The organism is Geodermatophilus dictyosporus (assembly GCF_900115505.1).
Classification (GTDB): Bacteria; Actinomycetota; Actinomycetes; order Mycobacteriales; family Geodermatophilaceae; genus Geodermatophilus; species Geodermatophilus dictyosporus.
The window spans coordinates 331145-348507 of record NZ_FOWQ01000003.1 but is presented as its reverse complement, the minus strand read 5'-3'; the positions used below and the strand labels follow the sequence as shown (position 1 = coordinate 348507).

General features: G+C 77.4%; 16 protein-coding genes. 7 read left to right on the top strand and 9 right to left on the bottom strand.

Annotation, left to right across the window (positions count from 1 at the left end; translation table 11 throughout):
- Positions 1-110 precede the first annotated feature (110 nt).
- Together BMZ33_RS08920 and BMZ33_RS08915 are read left to right on the top strand one after the other, a co-directional pair.
- Positions 111-908 carry a DUF4383 domain-containing protein gene (locus BMZ33_RS08920; protein ID WP_136697249.1) on the top strand — a complete coding sequence of 266 codons (798 nt, stop codon included), beginning with the start codon at positions 111-113 and terminating at the stop codon, positions 906-908.
- A 44-nt stretch (positions 909-952) separates the two neighbouring features.
- The gene (locus tag BMZ33_RS08915) at positions 953-2128 is read left to right on the top strand and encodes a precorrin-3B synthase (RefSeq protein WP_091109204.1); all 1176 of its coding nucleotides are present in this window, start codon (positions 953-955) and stop codon (positions 2126-2128) included.
- A gap of 73 nt (positions 2129-2201) precedes the next feature.
- Here BMZ33_RS08915 and BMZ33_RS08910 read toward each other — a convergent pair whose 3' ends face one another.
- Positions 2202-3383 (bottom strand): glucose-1-phosphate adenylyltransferase family protein, encoded by a 1182-nt coding sequence (locus BMZ33_RS08910; protein ID WP_091109203.1) that lies wholly within the window; start codon positions 3381-3383, stop codon positions 2202-2204.
- Between the two features lie 45 nt (positions 3384-3428).
- On the opposite strand from BMZ33_RS08910, the gene BMZ33_RS08905 reads away from it, so the two are divergent.
- The 4 genes from BMZ33_RS08905 (at position 3429) to BMZ33_RS08890 (ending at position 8467) form a co-directional block, all read left to right on the top strand.
- Complete coding sequence (locus BMZ33_RS08905) at positions 3429-4049, top strand: precorrin-8X methylmutase (protein WP_091109202.1); 621 nt, start codon at positions 3429-3431, stop codon at positions 4047-4049.
- On the top strand, positions 4046-5539 hold the full coding sequence (locus tag BMZ33_RS08900; RefSeq protein WP_091109201.1) for a precorrin-2 C(20)-methyltransferase: 1494 nt from the start codon (positions 4046-4048) through the stop codon (positions 5537-5539). Before BMZ33_RS08905 ends, BMZ33_RS08900 begins: the two co-directional genes overlap by 4 nt.
- 49 nt (positions 5540-5588) lie before the next feature.
- Positions 5589-6818 carry an MFS transporter gene (locus tag BMZ33_RS08895; RefSeq protein WP_091109200.1) on the top strand — a complete coding sequence of 410 codons (1230 nt, stop codon included), beginning with the start codon at positions 5589-5591 and terminating at the stop codon, positions 6816-6818.
- A 161-nt stretch (positions 6819-6979) separates the two neighbouring features.
- Positions 6980-8467 (top strand): HNH endonuclease signature motif containing protein, encoded by a 1488-nt coding sequence (locus tag BMZ33_RS08890; protein WP_091109199.1) that lies wholly within the window; start codon positions 6980-6982, stop codon positions 8465-8467.
- 36 nt (positions 8468-8503) lie between these two features.
- Here the strand turns inward: BMZ33_RS08890 and BMZ33_RS08885 are convergent, their stop codons facing one another.
- The 5 genes from BMZ33_RS08885 to BMZ33_RS08865 are packed head-to-tail and all read right to left on the bottom strand — an operon-like array spanning position 8504 to position 13582.
- Positions 8504-10087: a YfjP family GTPase gene (locus BMZ33_RS08885; protein WP_091109198.1), complete on the bottom strand. Its 1584-nt coding sequence runs from the start codon at positions 10085-10087 to the stop codon at positions 8504-8506.
- Complete coding sequence (locus BMZ33_RS08880; RefSeq protein WP_091109197.1) at positions 10084-11781, bottom strand: P-loop NTPase family protein; 1698 nt, start codon at positions 11779-11781, stop codon at positions 10084-10086. The genes BMZ33_RS08885 and BMZ33_RS08880 overlap by 4 nt, the downstream gene beginning before the upstream one ends.
- 9 nt (positions 11782-11790) lie before the next feature.
- On the bottom strand, positions 11791-12453 hold the full coding sequence (locus BMZ33_RS08875) for an HAD hydrolase-like protein (RefSeq protein ID WP_091109196.1): 663 nt from the start codon (positions 12451-12453) through the stop codon (positions 11791-11793).
- On the bottom strand, positions 12450-12809 hold the full coding sequence (locus BMZ33_RS08870) for an FBP domain-containing protein (protein ID WP_244524263.1): 360 nt from the start codon (positions 12807-12809) through the stop codon (positions 12450-12452). The genes BMZ33_RS08875 and BMZ33_RS08870 overlap by 4 nt, the downstream gene beginning before the upstream one ends.
- On the bottom strand, positions 12806-13582 hold the full coding sequence (locus BMZ33_RS08865; RefSeq protein WP_091109194.1) for a cobalt-precorrin-6A reductase: 777 nt from the start codon (positions 13580-13582) through the stop codon (positions 12806-12808). The genes BMZ33_RS08870 and BMZ33_RS08865 overlap by 4 nt, the downstream gene beginning before the upstream one ends.
- A gap of 107 nt (positions 13583-13689) precedes the next feature.
- Between BMZ33_RS08865 and BMZ33_RS08860 the strand changes: the two genes are divergently transcribed.
- Positions 13690-14772: a cobalt-precorrin-5B (C(1))-methyltransferase gene (locus BMZ33_RS08860; protein WP_169064079.1), complete on the top strand. Its 1083-nt coding sequence runs from the start codon at positions 13690-13692 to the stop codon at positions 14770-14772.
- Here the strand turns inward: BMZ33_RS08860 and cobM are convergent.
- From cobM to def, 3 genes are all read right to left on the bottom strand, one after another.
- Positions 14769-15512 (bottom strand): precorrin-4 C(11)-methyltransferase, encoded by a 744-nt coding sequence (cobM, locus tag BMZ33_RS08855; RefSeq protein WP_091109192.1) that lies wholly within the window; start codon positions 15510-15512, stop codon positions 14769-14771. The two genes, BMZ33_RS08860 and cobM, sit on opposite strands and share 4 nt — an antisense overlap.
- A gap of 64 nt (positions 15513-15576) precedes the next feature.
- The gene (gene cbiE / locus BMZ33_RS08850) at positions 15577-16806 is read right to left on the bottom strand and encodes a precorrin-6y C5,15-methyltransferase (decarboxylating) subunit CbiE (protein ID WP_091109191.1); all 1230 of its coding nucleotides are present in this window, start codon (positions 16804-16806) and stop codon (positions 15577-15579) included.
- A complete protein-coding gene (def, locus tag BMZ33_RS08845) occupies positions 16803-17360 on the bottom strand; it encodes a peptide deformylase (protein WP_091109190.1) in 558 nt (185 codons plus the stop codon). Before def ends, cbiE begins: the two co-directional genes overlap by 4 nt.
- Positions 17361-17363 lie beyond the last annotated feature (3 nt).

Genomic DNA, 17363 nt, shown 5'->3' with positions numbered 1-17363 from the left:
CGACACGCCCGGGCGTGGACGGGACGAAGGAGTCCGGAACCAGGTGCATCTGGACACCACCGAGTTGGGAACAACCGGTACGGCACCACCCGAACCCGAGGAGCCCTGCCATGGCCCTGTCCCTGCACCGCCCCCGGAAGGCCGACCGTGCACCGGCGACCGCCCACCCCGCCCCAGCCCCCGCTCCCGCCGAGGCCGCTCGTGCCGAGACCGAGGTCCCCGATCGGCTGACCGCCGCCGAGCCGGCCGCCGCCACGACCGGACGGGGCGGCCGCGTCTACACCGTCCAGCGCATCGGCGCGTTCGTCGTCGCCGGGGTGATCGCCGTCTTCGGCGTCCTCGGCTTCGCCAACGGCCTGGCGTTCTTCTCCACCGACGGGGAGCAGATCCTGGGCCTGTCCTCGAACGGCCTGCTCTCGACCATCTCGGTCGTCACGGCGGTCGTCCTGGTCTTCGCCGCCTTCCGCAGCCCCCGCACCGCCTCGACGGTCATGCTCGTCATCGGCGCGCTGTTCCTGGTCTCGGCGCTGGCCAACCTGGCCGTGCTCAACACCGACTGGAACCTGCTGGCGTTCGGGCTGAGCAACGTCGGCTTCTCCGTGGTCGCCGGGGCGGTGCTGCTCCTGCTCGGCGCCTACGGCCGGGTCAGCGGCAACCTGCCGGCCGACAGCCCCTACGCGCGGGCGTCCGCCGACGACGACGTCTCGCCGGTCTCGCCCGACGAGTTCCCGTCGACGCCGGCCGAGTTCGCCGCCGAGCGGGCCATGCGCGACGCCGAGGTCGCCGTTGTCCAGCACGTGGCCTCCTTCGAGCAGCGCCGCCGCGTGGCCGCCATGTCCCAGGTGCAGACCCGCAAGGAGCGCCGCGAGGTGTGGATGTCGTTCGACCGCGCCCGCCGCGACGCCTGACGGGCCCGAGGTCGTGGCGCCCGCGTCGTAGCCTCGCGGGCGCCATGACCTCAGCAGCGACCTCAGCAGCACGGACCTCCTCCCCCCGGCTGCGCGCCGACGCCTGCCCCGGCGCGCTGCAGACGCACTCCGCCGCCGACGGCGAGCTGGCCCGGGTCCGCGTCCCCGGCGGCCTGCTCACCGCGCCGCAGCTGCGGGTCCTGGCCGCGGCCGCGCGCGACCTGGGGGACGGCGCCCTGGAGCTCACCAGCCGCGGCAACCTGCAGCTGCGCGGGCTGGCGCCCGGTGCACCGGCCGCGCTCGGCGACCGGCTGGCCGCGGCCGGCCTGCTGCCCAGCGAGAGCCACGAGCGGGTGCGCAACGTCCTGGCCAGCGCGCTGACCGGCCGGGCCGGCGGGCACCTCGACGCCCGGCCGTGGGTCGCCGGGGTGGACGCCGGCCTGTGCGCCGACCCCACCCTCGCCGCCCTGCCCGGCCGCTTCCTCGCCACCCTCGACGACGGGCGCGGTGACGTGACCGGCCCCGCCGGCGACGTCGGGCTGCTCGCGCTGTCCCCGGCCTCGGTGGCCCTGGTCCTGGCGGGCACCGACAGCGGCCTGCGCGCGGCGCCCGCCGACGCCGTCGGCCTGCTGCTGGCCGCCGCCCGCGCCTTCCTCGCCGAGCGCGCCGCGCAGGGCGGCACCGCCTGGCGGCTGGCCGAGCTCGACGACGGCCCCGCCCGGGTGGCGGCCCGGCTGCCCGGCCCGCGCGTGGCCCCCGCCGTCCTGCCGGAGGCCCCCGCGACCGGCCCCGTCGGCGCGGAGACCCAGGCCGACGGGCGGACCGCGCTGATCGGGGTCCTCCCCCTGGGCCGGCTCTCCGCCGGCCAGGCCGACCTGCTCGCCTCGCTCACCGGCGAGGTGCAGCTGACCCCCTGGCGCAGCGTCGTCGTCCCCGACCTCGCCGAGGACCGCGTGGACGACGCCGCCGTCGACCTGCACCGCACCGGCGTCGTCTTCGACGCCGGCAGCCCGTGGGTCCGGGTCACCGCCTGCGCCGGCCGGCCCGGCTGCGCGCGGTCGCTGGCCGACGTCCGGGCCGACGCGGCCGCCGCCGTCGCCGCCGGGACGGTGCCCGACGGCGCCCGGCTGCACTGGGCCGGCTGCGAGCGCCGCTGCGGCCGCCCCCGCGGCGACGTCCTCGACGTCGTCGCGACAGCCGACGGCTACCGCACGGGCTGACGACGGTCCGTCGGCGGCCCCCTCCCGGGGCCCGCCCCGAGCGTGCGAGGGGTGGGGAGGAGGGGGTCCTTCCTCAGTCCTCGTCGGGGTCGGGGTAGCGGGCGCCGGCCGCGATCTCCGTGCCCTCGGGGACCTGCACCCGGCGGCCCAGCAGCGCGACGTCGCCGTCGCCGCCGCCGACCGTGCAGCCGCGGCCGACGTCGACGCCGTCGTCGACCACCGCGCGGGTCACCGTCGCGCCCGAGCGGACGCGCACGCCGGGCAGCAGCACCGAGTCGACGACGGTCGCGCCGGCCTCCACCACCACGCCGGGCGAGATCACCGAGCCGCGCACGTCGCCGGAGACGCGGGTGCCGCCGGAGAGCAGGCTGTTCTCGATGCGGCCGTCGTCGAGCACCCGGGCCGCGCTGCGCCGGCCGCCGCGGGTGTGGATCGGCCACTCCGGGGCGTCGAGGTCGATCGGCGGCTCGGGCGTCAGGAACTCCTGGTGCGTCCGCCAGTAGGAGTCCACGGTGCCGACGTCGCGCCAGAAGCCCCCCAGCGGGTACGCGCGCGCCAGGCCGTCCTGCGTCTGCGCGGGCAGCAGGTGGCTGCCGAGGTCCTCGAGCCCCTCCTCGCCGAGCTCGGACCGCAGCTGCTCGAGCCGGTCCAGGGTGGGCTCCGGGCTGAAGACGAACACCTCGTTGGTGGCCGTGGTGGTCGCCGGCTCGTCGGGCTTGTAGGCGTAGCCGGTCACCCGGTCGCCGTCGACCTCGACGATCCCGTAGCGCGACGCGTCGTCGGGGGCGACCTCGGTGGTCACCATCGTCACCTCGGCGCCCGACTCCAGGTGCGCCTCGGCGACCTCACGGTAGTCCAGCTCGTAGATGGCGTCGGCGCTGACGACGACGAGCGCGTCGGCGCCGAACGCGCGGACCAGGTCGGCCTGCCGCCACAGCGAGTTGGCGGTGCCGGTGCTCCACCCGCCGCGCTCGGTGCCCTGGAACGGCGGCAGCGTCATCAGGCCGCCGGTGGTGCGGTCGAGGTCCCACGGCCGGCCGTTGGCCAGGTGCTCGGCCAGCGAGGTCGGGTGCTGCTGGATGGACACCCAGACGTCGGCGATGTGGGAGTGCTCGCAGTTGCTCAGCGGGAAGTCGATGAGCCGGTAGACGCCGGCGAAGGGGACGGCGGGTTTGGCCCGCGTCTCGGTCAGCAGCTGCAACCGGCCGCCGGCGCCACCGGCCAGCACGAGGACGAGCACGCGGGGAAGGGCCATGACCGACCCGCTACCCGCTTCCCGGCGGGACGTAGCCTCGCGCCGGTGTACGAGTACGAGAAGGACGGCGCCGAGATCTACCGGCGGTCGTTCGCCACGATCCGCGCGGAGGCGGACCTGCGCGGCCTGCCCGACGACGTCGCCCGGGTGGTCGTGCGGATGGTCCACGCCTGCGGGCAGGTCGACCTCGTCGAGGACGTGGCGTACAGCCCGGACGTCGTCGCCCGCGCCCGCGAGGCCCTCGACGCCGGCGCCCCGGTGCTCTGCGACGCGCAGATGGTCGCCTCCGGCGTGACCCGCCGCCGGTTGCCGCAGGACAACGACGTCGTGTGCACGCTCGACGACCCGCGGGTGCCGGCGCTCGCCGCCGACCTGGCCACCACCCGCACCGCCGCCGCGCTGGAGCTGTGGCGCGACCGGCTCGGGGGCGCCGTCGTCGCCATCGGCAACGCGCCCACCGCGCTGTTCCACCTGCTGGAGATGGTCGCCGCCGGCGCGCCGCGGCCGGCCGCGGTCCTCGGCATCCCAGTCGGCTTCATCGGCGCCGCCGAGTCCAAGGAGGCCCTGGCCGCCTGCGACCTGGACTTCCTCGTCGTCCGGGGACGGCGGGGTGGCAGCGCGATCACCGCCGCGGCCGTCAACGCGATCGCGAGCGACGTCGAGTGAGCGGCCGCCTGTACGGCGTCGGGCTGGGGCCCGGCGACCCGGAGCTCGTCACCGTCAGGGCCGCCCGGCTGATCGGCGCCGCCGACGTCGTCGCCTTCCACGCCGCGCAGCACGGGCGCTCGGTGGCCCGCGCGGTGGCCGCCCCCTACCTGCGCGAGGGGCAGGTGGAGGAGCTGCTGGTCTACCCGGTCACCACCGAGGCCACCGACCACCCCGGCGGCTACCAGGGCGCCATCGACGAGTTCTACGAGGCCGCCGCCGCCCGGCTGGCCGCGCACCTCGACGCCGGCCGCGACGTCGTCGTGCTGGCCGAGGGCGACCCGTTCTTCTACGGCTCCTACATGCACATGCACAAGCGGCTGGCGCACCGCTACCCCACCGAGGTCGTGCCCGGCGTGACCAGCGTCAGCGGCGCCGCGGCGGTGGTCGGCCGGCCGCTGGTCGAGCGCGACGAGGTGCTCACCGTGCTGCCCGGCACGCTGCCCGCCGACGAGCTCGCCGAGTGGCTGGCCACCACCGACTCGGCGGCGGTGGTGAAGCTCGGCCGCACGTTCCCGCAGGTGCGCGAGGCGTTCGAGGCCGCCGGCGTGCTCGACCGCGCGCTCTACGTCGAGCGGGCCACGACCGACCGCCAGCGCACGCTGCCGCTGGCCGACGTCGACCCGGCGTCGGTCCCCTACTTCTCCCTCGCGCTGCTGCCCAGCCCGCTGACCGGGCCCTCCCCCGTGCCCTCCCGCGGCACGGCTCCCCCGCAGGCCGGCGAGGTGGTGGTCGTGGGCCTCGGTCCCGGCGCCCGCTGCTGGACGACGCCCGAGGCCGCCGACGCGGTCGCGGCCGCCGACGACCTGGTCGGCTACGGCCCCTACCTCGACCGGGTACCGGCCAACCCGCGCCAGACCCGCCACCCCAGCGACAACCGGGTGGAGGCCGAGCGGGCCGCGCAGGCGCTGGAGCTGGCCCGGTCGGGACGGCGGGTCGCGGTGGTCTCCAGCGGCGACCCCGGGGTCTTCGCGATGGCCGCGGCGGTGCTCGAGGTGGCCGCGCAGCCCGAGCACGAGGGCGTCCGGGTGCGGGTGCTGCCCGGGCTGACCGCCGCGCAGGCCGTCGCCTCGCGGGTGGGCGCGCCGCTGGGGCACGACTTCGCCGTCATCAGCCTCTCCGACGTGCTCAAGCCACTCGACGTCGTCCTCGACCGGCTGCGTCACGCGGCCGCCGCCGACCTGGTGATCGCGCTGTACAACCCGCGGTCGAGGGCTCGGCCGCACCAGCTCGGCCAGGCGCTCGACGTCCTCCTCGAGGTGCGCAAGCCCGGGACGGTGGTCGTCGTCGGCCGCGACGTCGGCGGGCCGGAGGAGTCCGTGGTGGTCACCACGCTCGGCGAGCTCGACCCGGAGGCGGTCGACATGCGCTGCCTGGTGCTCGTCGGGTCGTCGCAGACGCGGGTGACGCCGTCCGGCCAGGTGTACACGCCACGCCGGTACCCGTCCTGACACGCCGTTGCAGGGAACAACGAGCGGTCGGCACGCCTTGACCTGACCCGTGCCGACCGCCCGACTCCCCCGCCCGGCCGCGTTCTGGACCGTCGCGGTGCTGCTCGTGCTGGTGCTGGCCGCCTCCGGCGTCCCCTCGCCGCTCTACCGCGTCTACCAGGAGCAGTTCGGCTTCGGCCCCGGCGTGCTGACCCTGGTCTTCGGCATCTACGCCTTCGCGCTGCTGGCCGCGCTGCTGGTGGTGGGCGGGCTGTCCGACCACGTGGGCCGGCGGCCGGTGCTCGCCGGCGGGCTGCTGCTGCAGGCGGTCGCCATGGTCGTCTTCCTCGCCGCGGACGGCGTGGGCTGGCTGCTGGCCGCGCGGGTGCTGCAGGGGCTCTCCACCGGCGCGCTCACCGGGTCACTGGGTGCCACCCTGCTGGACCTGCAGCGCGGCGAGCGGCCGCTCGGGGCGCTGGTCAACAGCGTCTCCCCGGGCCTGGGTCTGTCGCTGGGCGCGGTGGGCGCCGGGCTGGCGATCGAGGGCCTGGCCGAGCCGACGCCGTGGGTGTTCGGCGTGCTGACCGTCGTCTTCGTGCTGGGCGCGGCCGTCGTGCCGGCGCTGCCGGAGTCCTCCCCGCGGCTGCCCGGCGCGCTGGCCTCGCTCCGCCCGCAGGTCGAGGTCCCGCGGCCGCAGCGGCGGGCGTTCCTCGTCGCGGTCCCCTGCCTGGTGGCGCTGTGGGCGATGGGCGGGCTGGTGCTCTCGCTCGGCCCGTCGCTGACCGCCGCCGTCTTCGGCATCACCGACCACCTCGTCGGGAGCCTGCTCATCCTGTGCATGCAGGGCGCCGGGGCCGCCGGTGGCCTGCTGGCCCGCAACCTCGCACCCCGCAGCGCGATGGCCGGGGGCTGCCTGGTCTTCGCCGTCGCCGTCGGCGCGCTCCTGGTCTCGCTGGTCACCGGCGCGACCTGGCTGTTCTTCGCCTCGGCCGCGGTCTCCGGTCTCGGGTTCGGCGCGGCCTTCCTCGGCGCGGTCGCCACGGTCACCGCCGGGGTCGCGCCCGGCAGGCGCGCCGGGCTGCTGTCGAGCGTCTTCGTCGTCGGCTACCTCGCGTTCAGCATCCCGGCGATCGCCGCCGGGATCGCGTCGGCCTCCGTGGGGCTCGAGCTGGCCGCCGAGGTCTACGGCGTCGTCGTCATCCTGCTGGCGGTCGGGGCGGCGGTGGGCCTGCGGGTCTCCGGCCGCCGCGCCCCCGCCACCGAGCCGGCCGAGGAGCCCGCCGAGCCGCTGGCGGCCTGAGCGCCGTTCAGCCTTCGGCGTTCGGTGGGGCGCTCGACCCGACTGGATGGACTCCTGACCCGACCACCCGACCACCCGGCGCCCGGGTCCTCCGCTCACGCGAGGGCCCGTGAGCTGCGGGAACGGTCGTACCCCGGTCGTAGGTTCGTCCCGTGGAGCGGATGGAGGAGGACCAGCCGCCGGCGTTCGCCGGTGGTCTCCTCGGCCTGCTCGGGGCAGGGTCGCCGGAGCTGCGGCGGCTGCCGGTGGCGTTGCTGTCGCGGGAGCAGAAGGCCGCCGAACTGGAGCGGCTGCAGGCCGTCAAGGCGATGACCGCCGCCTACGAGGCGGAACTGGTGCTGGGTCTGGCCGACGACAGCCCCGACGACCTCGATGCCGCGCCCGGCACCCCGGGTGCCAAGCGCGGGTCGTGGGCGCCGGATCCCGAGCTGCCGGGCGTCAGTGAGTTCTTCACCGCGGAGCTGGCGGTGGTGCTCGACTGCGGGCACCGGTCGGCCTCGCTGCTCGCGCAGCGGGCCTGGGTCTATCGGGAGTCGCTGCCCGGCACGTGGGGGGCGCTGGCCGAGGGCACCCTTGATGAGGCGCGGGCGAAGGTGCTCGTGGACGTGCTGCAGCACACCGACCCGGCGGTGGCCCGGCAGGTGGAGTCCCGGCTGCTGCCCGAAGCCGCCACCTGGACCACCCACACGCTCAGGAAGCGGGCCGTCGCGGCGTTGCTCGCCGTCGATGCCGACGCGGTCGATGCCCGCCGCAGGGAGGCTGAGCGGCAGGCCGACGTGCGCGTCCACCCCTCCCCGCGGGAAGGCATGAGCACCCTGGCCGCCGACCTGCCCGCGCCGGCCGCGGCGGCGTGCTTCGACCTGGTTGACCAGCTGGCGGTGCTGTTGAAGAAGGACGGCGACGAGCGACCGGTCGGGCAGCTGCGTGCCGCGGTGCTCGCCGACCTCGTCCAGCGGCCCTGGGACGACTCCCGCCCGCCGGTCACGGCGCACCTGCAGCTGATCGCCACCCTGAGCGCCCTGGCCGGCGAGTCTTCCGAGGCCGGGGAGGTCAACGGGCTACCGATCACCATCGGTCAGCTCCGCGAGCTGCTCGCCCGCCTCGACCGGCTCGGCGTCCGGACACCGGCGGGCGGATCGGTGACGCTGGCGCTCACCGATGACGACGGCGCCCTGCGGGCCACCACCACGCTCGACCGGCTGCGCCGCCTGGCCCGCCGCGGCTGCCCGGCCCACCAGGGCGCCGGTTGCGGCTGTGCGGTGCTCGACCGGCCCGCCGAGGTCGATGGCTACGCACCTTCCGCCGCGCAGCAGACGTTCGTGCACAACCGCGACCGCTCCTGCCGCTTCCCCGGCTGCGGCCAGCGCGTCGGCTGGGCGGATGCCGACCACGTCGTCCCGCACGCCTGCGGCGGCCCCACCGACTGCGCCAACCTCTGCTGCCTCTGCCGCAGCCACCACCGGCTGAAGACCTTCGCCCCCGGCTGGCACTTCCAGATGAGCCCCGACGGCGTGCTCACCGTGACCACCCCGTCGGGGATCACCCGCACGACCAGACCGCCCGGCATGCGACCACCCGGCACGCAACCACCCGGCACGCAACCAGCACCACCGCCGCCCGACCCGGACGGCGACCCGCCGCCGTTCTGACCACCGACGAGCAGGAGCGTCGGCTTCCCTGTGACGTCAGGACCGTGCGCGACCGACCGCGGCGCAGAACCGGTCGTGGTCGGCGCGGGCCTCGGCCAGCGGCGCCAGCACCTCCTCGTCGGCCACCTCGGCCACCCGGGCGGTGAGCCGCCGTCGCGCCGTCCGGGCCCGGCGTCTGGCCCCTGCGGCCACCAGCGGCCGGCACACCAGCGCCAGCAGCAGTCCGGCGAGCAGCCCGCCCACCAGCAGCAGCGTGGGCAGCGGGATGCCCTGCACCCGCGGCAGCGGGACGACGTCGTCGAGCTGCAGCAGCCCCAGTCCGGCCAGCGCGAGCAGCCACAGCGCGCCCACCAGCGCGCTCAGCGCGAGCAGCCACTGCAGGCCACCGGCGGCGCGCTGCCACAGCGGCGTCCGGTCCGGGCCGAGGTCGGTGCCGGCGACGGCGCGGTCGAGCCGGTCGGCCAGCCGCTCCTCGGTGTCCTCCGACGTCCGGCGGAGCTCGTCGCGCCAGGCGGCCGGCAACCCGCGGCCGGCGTCGTCGCGGGCCCGGCGCAGCGCGGCGTCCATCCCGGCCCGCTGCACCACGCCGGCCTGCGGCAGCGAGGTCCGCACCCGCTCGTCGCCCAGGTGCAGCCGGCCCAGCGGGTCGCCGCGCAGCTTCGCCGTCCAGCGCAGCAGCGGCCAGCCGGTGTGCGCGGTGCCGTTGCGCCGAGCCGAGCGCTCGACGGCGGCCACCACGGCCGGTACCCCGGCGGCGTCGGCCAGCGCGCCGGTGAGCTCGTCGACGGCGGCCCGACCGGGGCCGCGGTCGGGCCCGAGGTCCGGCGCGCAGTGCCCGGCCAGGGCTCCCGCGGCGGCACGGGCGTCGGCGGTGAGCCGGTCGGTGGCGGCCTTGCGCGCGCCCACCCGGCGGGCCAGCTCGGCGCGCAGCTCCGGCAGGCCGTGGCCGGTGCGCGCCGCGGTGGGCAGCACCGGGGTCCCGGCCAGGCCCTCCTCGTCGAGCAGCCGGCGCAGGTCGGTCAGGCAGGCCACCGCGGCGGCCTCGTCGAGCCGGTCCACCTGGTTGAGCACCACCAGCAGCACGCCGGAGTGCCCGGCCAGCGGCGCCAGGTAGCGGGTGTGGACGGCGTCGTCGGCGTACTTCTGCGGGTCGAGCACCCACACCAGGACGTCGACCAGCTCCACCAGCCGGTCGACCTCCAGCCGGTTCTCCAGCCGCACGCTGTCGTGGTCGGGCAGGTCCAGCAGCACCAGGCCGTCCAGCGCCGGGTCGGGGTCGGCCACCCGGTGCCGGCGCGGCACCTCCAGCCAGTCGAGCAGCCGGTCGGCGCCGTGCTCGCCCCACACGCTGGCGTGCGCCACCCCGGTGGTCGGCCGCCGCACCCCGGGCGTGCTCACCTCGGCGCCGGAGAGCGCGTTGAACAGCGTGGACTTGCCGCTGCCGGTGGCCCCGGCCAGCGCCACCACCGTGGCGTCGCCCAGCGCCTCGCGGGCACCCGCCTTGGCCAGCAGCGACCGCGCGGTGCCCACCTCGGGCACCTCCAGCCGGCCCTCCGCGACGCCGACCGCCTCGCGCAGCGCGGCCAGCCGGTCGGCCAGCGACAGCTCGCGGCCCCTCACGCGGCGGTCCCGCGGGCGGCGGCGAGGGCGGCGACGGCGGCCCGCAGCCGGCCGGCGGCGTCGTCGGCGACCGCGGTGTCGGCCAGCAGCTCCTCGAAGCGGTCCTCCTCCCAGCGCAGCAGCCGGTCGGCGCGGGCGTCGAGGTCGGCGCGGGCCCGGGTGGCCAGCGCGCGCACCGCGGCGTCGCCGAACACCGCCTCGAGCACCCGCTGGCCGACCGCCGTCGTCCCGCCCGCGATGGCGAGCTCAGCGCCCGACAGCCCCGCCGTCGAGGCGAACACGGCGACCATCACCACCGCGCCGGCCCCGTTGACGCCCCACGACAGCAGCCGCGCCTGCGAGCGCTTGCCCCGCCCCTCCTCGCGCACCAGCTCCAGCACGAAGCCCTGCCAGTCGCGCACCTCCTCGGCGGCCACCGGCGCGAAGTCCGGCGAGACGCCCGACAGCTCCTCCTCCCGGCCGGCCAGCAGCCCCGGCCCGCCGGGCAGCGCCCGCCAGGCGGTGACCGTGCGGTCGGCGGCGCGGTCGGCCTCGGCACGCAGCAGCGTCTCGACGCCGGACTCCAGCGCGCCCTGCAGCGAGTCCGACGACGACGGCCGGCCGGTCAGCGCCGCGGCGAGCCGGTCGCGCAGCCGGCCCACCTGGGTCTGCAGGGAGCGCATCCACTCGCCGGTGCCGACGAAGTCCTGCCAGCGGGCGAGCACCTCGCCGCGCAGCAGGCTGCCGTTGCCGACCCCCTCGCTGACCGCGTCCCGGGCCCCGTCGTAGGCGGCGCCGGCGGCCGACCGCAGCGTCCCGGCGGCAGCGGCCTGCTCCTCGACGCCCGCGGCGACGGCGGCCACCCGCCCGTCGAGGCTCTCCAGCGCCCCCGCCAGTGTCTGGCGCACGACGGCGGCGCGCTGCTCCTGGTCGGCGGCCAGGCCGCGCAGCCAGCCGCGCAGCGCGGCCACCTGGTCCTCGGGCAGGAAGCCGTCGGTCAGCGGCCGCTCCTCGACGACGAACAGCCGCGCCGCGCCCAGCCCGCCGCGCTGGAGCATCCCGGCGAGGTCGGCGGCCACCTCGTCGACGGCCTCGGGCGGCACCCGGTCGAGCACGACGGCCAGCGCGGTGCCCCGCTCCTGCGCCGTCCGCAGCAGGTCCCAGGGGACGGCGTCGGCGTAGCGGGCCGCCGTCGTCACGAAGACCCACAGGTCCGCCGCCGACAGCAGCTGGCCGGCGAGGTCGCGGTTGGCCTCCACCACCGAGTCGACGTCGGGGGCGTCGATCAGCGCCAGCCCGGGCGGCAGCGCCTCCGAGGCGACCAGCCGCAGCCCGCCGGCGACGTCCCCCTCCCCGGTGGTGCGGGCCATGCCGGGGAGCACGCGGTCGCCGGAGAAGGCGGCGCGGTCGGCCGGCGAGCAGACCAGCACGGGGGCGCGCGTGGTCGGCCGCAGCACGCCGGGGGTGGTGACCCGGGCGCCGAGCACGCTGTTGACCAGCGTGGACTTGCCGGCACCGGTGGAGCCGCCGACCACCGCGAGCAGCGGCGCGTCGAGGTCGCGCAGCCGCGGCAGCAGGTAGTCGTCGACCTGGTCGACTACCGCCCGGGCGGTGCGCGCGGTGGCCTCGCGCGACGGCGTCGCCAGGCCCAGCGGGGCGGCGTCGACGGCGTCGCGCAACTCCTGCAGCGCGTCGGTCAGCGGGGGCGCGGTCACCACCGGTGTCTAGCCCGTCGGAGGCCCCGCTACCCGTGCCAGCGCGGACGGCACGTCCGCGGGCACCGCCGCGACGGCCGCGGCGCCCGCGCCGGCCAGCTCACCCGGGGCGCCCGGACCCCAGCCGGCGCCCACGCAGGGCAGCCCGTGCGCGGCCGCGCCCAGGACGTCCTGGGCCCGGTCGCCCACCAGCACCGCGGGCCGGCGGTCGGGGTGGGCGGCCAGCGCCGCGGCCACCACCTGGTCCTTGTGCCGCACCGTCCCATCGAGGGTGGCCCCGTGCACGCTGGCGAAGGCCCGCAGCAGACCCACGTGCCCGAGCACCCGGACGGCGAAGACCTCCGGCTTGCTGGTGGCCACCGCGAGCACGCAGCCGTCGGCGCGCAGGGTCCGCAGCAGCTCGGGGACGCCGTCGTACACGGTGACGTCGAACAGCGCCCCGGCCGAGTAGTGCGCCCGGTAGGCCGCGACCGCGCGGTCGACGTCGCCGAGCGGGACGCCGAGCACGGTGGCGAAGCCGTCCGGCAGCGGCGGGCCCACCATGTCGCGCAGCTGCGCCGGCGTCGGCTCGGGCAGGCCCACCGCCGCCGCGGCGACCCGCACCGAGGCGGCGATGCCGGGCGTGGAGTCGACCAGCGTGCCGTCGAGGTCGAACAGGACCAGCGAGGTCACCGCCGCACGGCGTCGACGAACTCCGCGACGCGCTCCCGCAGCTCGGCGACCCGCTCCTCGCCCACCTCGACGGGGTCGCGGTCGCGCAGCCACGGCGGGATCTCGGTGCGCGCGCGGGCAGCGCAGCCGAGGTCGGCGCACACGTAGGTGCCCACCGTGTCGCCGTTGCGGCCGGCCGCCCCGGCGCGGCGCGCGGTGAACAGCGACACCGCGTCGCCGGAGTGCGTCGACCGGCAGAGCAGGCACACGACGCTCCGGCGGGCCGACATCCGCGACTCCGCGGCGCGCAGCGCGGCCGAGTCGGCCTCGCCCTTCGCACAGTCCACGAGGGAGCGCCGCACCTGCTGCTCGGTCATCGGGTCCACGAGGGGCCATCCTCCGTTCCGGCACCGGTCCATCTCAACCGCTTCGTCCAGGCCACCGCCTCCGCCACGGTGGCCACCACCTCGACGCCGGCGGGCAGCGGCGGGCGGCGGACCAGCACGACCGGCAGCCCGAGCGCCCGCGCGGCGGCCAGCTTGGCCTCGGTCATGGCGCCGCCGGAGTCCTTGGTGACGACGACCTCCACACCGTGCTCCCGCATCAGCGCCACCTCGTCGTCGACGGCGAAGGGCCCGCGGGCCAGCAGCAGCACCGCCCGGGCCGGCAGCGGCTCGTCGGGCGGGTCCACCGAGCGCACCAGCACCCGGCCGGTCAGGCCGGCGAACGCGCCCACCCCCTGCCGGCCGGTGGTGAGCAGGACGCTGCCGGCGTCCCGGACCGCGCCGGCCGCCTCGTCGAGGGAGTCGACGTAGGTCCAGCGGTCCCCCGGCCCCCGCGTCCAGCCCGGGCGCTGCAGGCGCAGCAGCGGCACACCGGTGCGGGCGGCGGCCACGGCGGCCGACGCGGTGATCCGGGCGGCGAAGGGGTGGGTGGCGTCGACGACGGCGCGCGGCCGGTGCTCCGCCAGCCAGCCGGCCAGCCCGTCGGCGCCGCCGAACCCGCCGACCCGCACGCCGCCCTCGGGCAGCGCCGGGTCGGCCACCCGGCCGGCCAGGCTGGACAGGACGTCGGCGCCCCCGGCGACCAGCGCCGCGGCCAGCCGCCGCGCCTCCCCGGTGCCGCCGAGGACGAGCACCTGCCCGCTCACGATGTCTCTGCCTCGCTCCCGCGGGCCGCTCCGCTCCTCGCTCGTTCCTCGCTGCGATGCTCACGCCCCTGTCCGCTCGGGACGCACCTGCCGGGGATCATGGGCCGGTGAGCAGGGACGGCGCCGCGGGGCTGCGGCACGGCTGGACCACCGGCGCGTGCGCGACGGCGGCCACCACCGCGGCCTACACCGCGCTGCTCACTGGCGAGTTCCCCGACCCGGTGACCATCGACCTGCCGAACGACCGGCACCCGTCCTTCGCGCTGGCGACCGAGTCGCTGGAGGACGGCGCCGCCACCGCCGGGGTCGTCAAGGACGCCGGCGACGACCCCGACGTCACCCACGGCGCGCTGGTCCGCGTGCGGGTGACGCACGGGGAGCCGGGCAGCGGCGTCGGCTTCCGCGCCGGCGAGGGCGTGGGCACCGTGACCAAGCCGGGCCTGCCGCTGGCGGTCGGCGAGCCGGCGATCAACCCGGTGCCGCGGCAGTTCGTGCGCGAGCACGTGGCGGCGGTGGCGGCGCGGCACGGCGGCAGCGGCGACGTCGTCGTCGAGGTGTCCATCGAGAACGGCGCGGAGCTGGCCAGGAGGACCTGGAACCCGCGGCTGGGGATCCTCGGCGGCCTGTCGGTGCTGGGCACGACCGGCGTCGTCGTCCCGTACTCCTGCTCGTCGTGGATCGACTCGATCCGCCGCGGCATCGACGTCGCCCGCGCCGCCGGGCACGAGCACGTGGCCGGGTGCACCGGCTCGACCAGCGAGAAGACGGTGCAGGAGCTCCACGGCCTGCCCGAGGACGCGCTGCTGGACATGGGCGACTTCGCCGGCGCGGTGCTCAAGTACCTGCGCCGCCACCCGGTGCCGAGGCTGACCGTGGCCGGGGGCATCGGCAAGCTGGCCAAGCTCGCCGACGGCCACCTCGACCTGCACTCGGGCCGCTCGCAGGTCTCCTTCGACTCGCTCGCCGCCCGGGTCGCGTCCGCCGGCGGCGACCCCGGGCTGGTCGCCGGCGTGCGCGGGGCCAACACCGCGCTCGACGCCCTCCGGCAGTGCCAGGACGCCGGGCTGCCGCTGGGCGACCTGGTGGCCGCCGGCGCCCGGGAGACCGCGCTCGGCGTGCTGCGGGGTGCGCCGGTCGCGGTCGACGTCGTGGTGATCGACCGGGCGGGGACGATCGTCGGCCGCGCCTAGCTCCGGCATCGCGCGGTCGAGTACAGGTGGCTGTCGGGGAACTCGGCGGCGGTGAGCACCGGGCCGACGACCACGACCGCCGTCCGCCTGACGCCCGCGGCCTCGACCTGCCCGGCGATGTCGGCGAGCGTGCCGCGCAGCACCAGCTCGTCGTCGCGGCTGGCGCGGGCGACGACGGCGACCGGGCCGTCGTCGCCGTAGTGCTCGGCCAGCAGCGGGGCGAGCTCGGCCATCCGCTGGACGGCCAGGTGCAGCACGAGGGTGGCCCCGGTGGCGGCGTAGGCGGCCAGCTCCTCCCCCGGCGGCATGGGCGTGGAGCGGGCGCTGGTCCGGGTCAGCACCACCGTCTGCCCGACCCCCGGAACGGTCAGCTCGCGCTTGAGCGACGCGGCCGCCGCGGCGAACGCCGGCACCCCGGGGACGACCTCGTAGGGCACGCCGGCGGCGTCGAGCCGGCGCATCTGCTCGGCCATGGCGCTGTAGACGCTGGGGTCGCCGGAGTGCAGCCGGGCGACGTCGAGGCCGGCCCCGTGCGCGGCGACCAGCTCGGCGGTGATCTCGTCGAGGTCGAGCTCGGCGGTGTCGACCAGCCGGGCGCCGGGCGGGGCGGTGTCGAGCAGCTCGCGCGGCACCAGCGCGCCGGCGTAGAGGCAGACGGGGGCGCGCGCGATGACGCGGGCCGCCCGCAGGGTGACCAGGTCGGCGGCGCCCGGGCCGGCCCCGATGAAGTGCACCGTCATGCCCGGCCGGCCCTCCCGTGCACTCTCGCGGACGTGCACGGTGCACGTCCGCGGAGGTGCACGGTCACCACCGGGTCACCGACCAGATCGTCACGGGCATCGCGGGCTTCCAGCCGGTGAACGAGCCCACCGGCCCGGCGCGGGAGACCTCCACCCGCACCAGCTCGCCACCGACCTTCGCGTGCCACTGGGCGAGCACCGCCTCGCTCTCCACCGTGACGGCGTTGGCCACCAGCCGGCCGCCCACCGGCAGCGCGTCCCAGCAGGTCTCGACCAGCAGCGGCGTGGTCAGCCCGCCGCCGATGAACACCGCGTCGGGAGCGCCGAGCCGCGACAGCACGTCGGGCGCGTGCCCGTGCACCACGCGCAGGTAGGGGACGCCGAGCCGCGCGGCGTTGCGGGCGATCCGCTCGGCCCGCTCGGCGGAGGCCTCGACGGCGACCGCGCGGCAGGTGGGGTGCGCGCGCATCCACTCGATGCCGATGGAGCCCGCGCCCGCGCCGACGTCCCACAGCAGCTGCCCGGGGACGGCGGCCAGCCGGGCCAGGGTGACCGCCCGGACCTCCGACTTCGTGAGCTGCCCGTCGGACTCGTAGGCGCCGTCGGGCAGGCCCGGCGTGGTGGGCAGCGGCGCGGTGCCCCGGTCGGCCCGGCACTCGACGGCGGTGACCACCAGGGCCGGCGCCGGCTGCGACCAGGTGGCCGCGGTGCCCGTGCGCACCTCCTCGTCGGGGCCGCCCAGCCCGCCGAGCACCGTGACCAGGCTCTGCCCGTAGCCGCGGTCGGACAGCAGCGCCGCCACCTGCGCCGGCGTCTCCCCGTCGGACCCCAGCACCAGCAGCCGCCGGCCGGGCTGCACGTGCGGGTGCAGCAGCTCGATCGGCCGGCCGACGAGCGACACCACCTCGGTGTCCTCGACCGCCCAGCCCAGCCGGGCGCAGGCCAGCGACACCGACGACGGCGCCGGCAGCACCCGCACCCGCTCGGCGCCGAGCAGCCGGGTGAGCGTGGTGCCGATGCCCGACAGCATCGGGTCGCCGCTGGCCAGCACCACCACGGCCCGGCCGGCGTGCTGCTCGACCAGCCCCGGCAGCGCCTCGGTGAGCGGCGAGGGCCAGGGCACCCGCTCGGCGGGCACCTCCTCCGGCACCAGGGCCAGCTGGCGGGCGCTGCCCATCAGCACCTCGGCGCGCTCGACCTCGGCACGCGAGGTGGACGCCAGCCCGTCCCAGCCGTCGGCGCCGATGCCGACGACGACCACCGGCGCCCCGGCCGGGTCCGCGGTGCCGGTCACGCCGGCAGCCCGCCGTCGGGTCCGGCCGCCTCGGCCAGCAGCCGCTCGCGCAGGTCGGCGGGCAGCCGGTCGACGTACACGACGCCGTCGAGGTGGTCGACCTCGTGCTGCAGGCAGCGCGCGGCCATGCCGCTGGCCTCGATCGAGACCCGCGCGCCCTTGACGTCGACGCCGTCCACCCGGGCGCGGAAGGCGCGGGCGAGCTCGGCGTAGGGGCCGGGCACCGACAGGCAGCCCTCCTCGGTGACCTCCTCGGCCGGCTCGCCGTCGGCCGGCCCGAGCAGCGTGAGCTCCGGGTTGACGACGTAGCCGACGACGTCCTCGCCGCGCGCGTCGGGGCAGTCGATGACGAAGACCCGCGCGTCGACGCCGATCTGGTTGGCCGCCAGCCCCACCCCGTCGGCCTCGCGCATCGAGGCGAACATGTCGAGCACGAGCCGGCGCAGCCGCTCGTCGAACTCGGTGACCGGCGCGGTCGGCCGGTGCAGCACCTCGTTGCTGCCGTAGGTGACGATCGGCCGGGCGACGCCGTCGTAACGGCCGGGCAGGCGCATGGC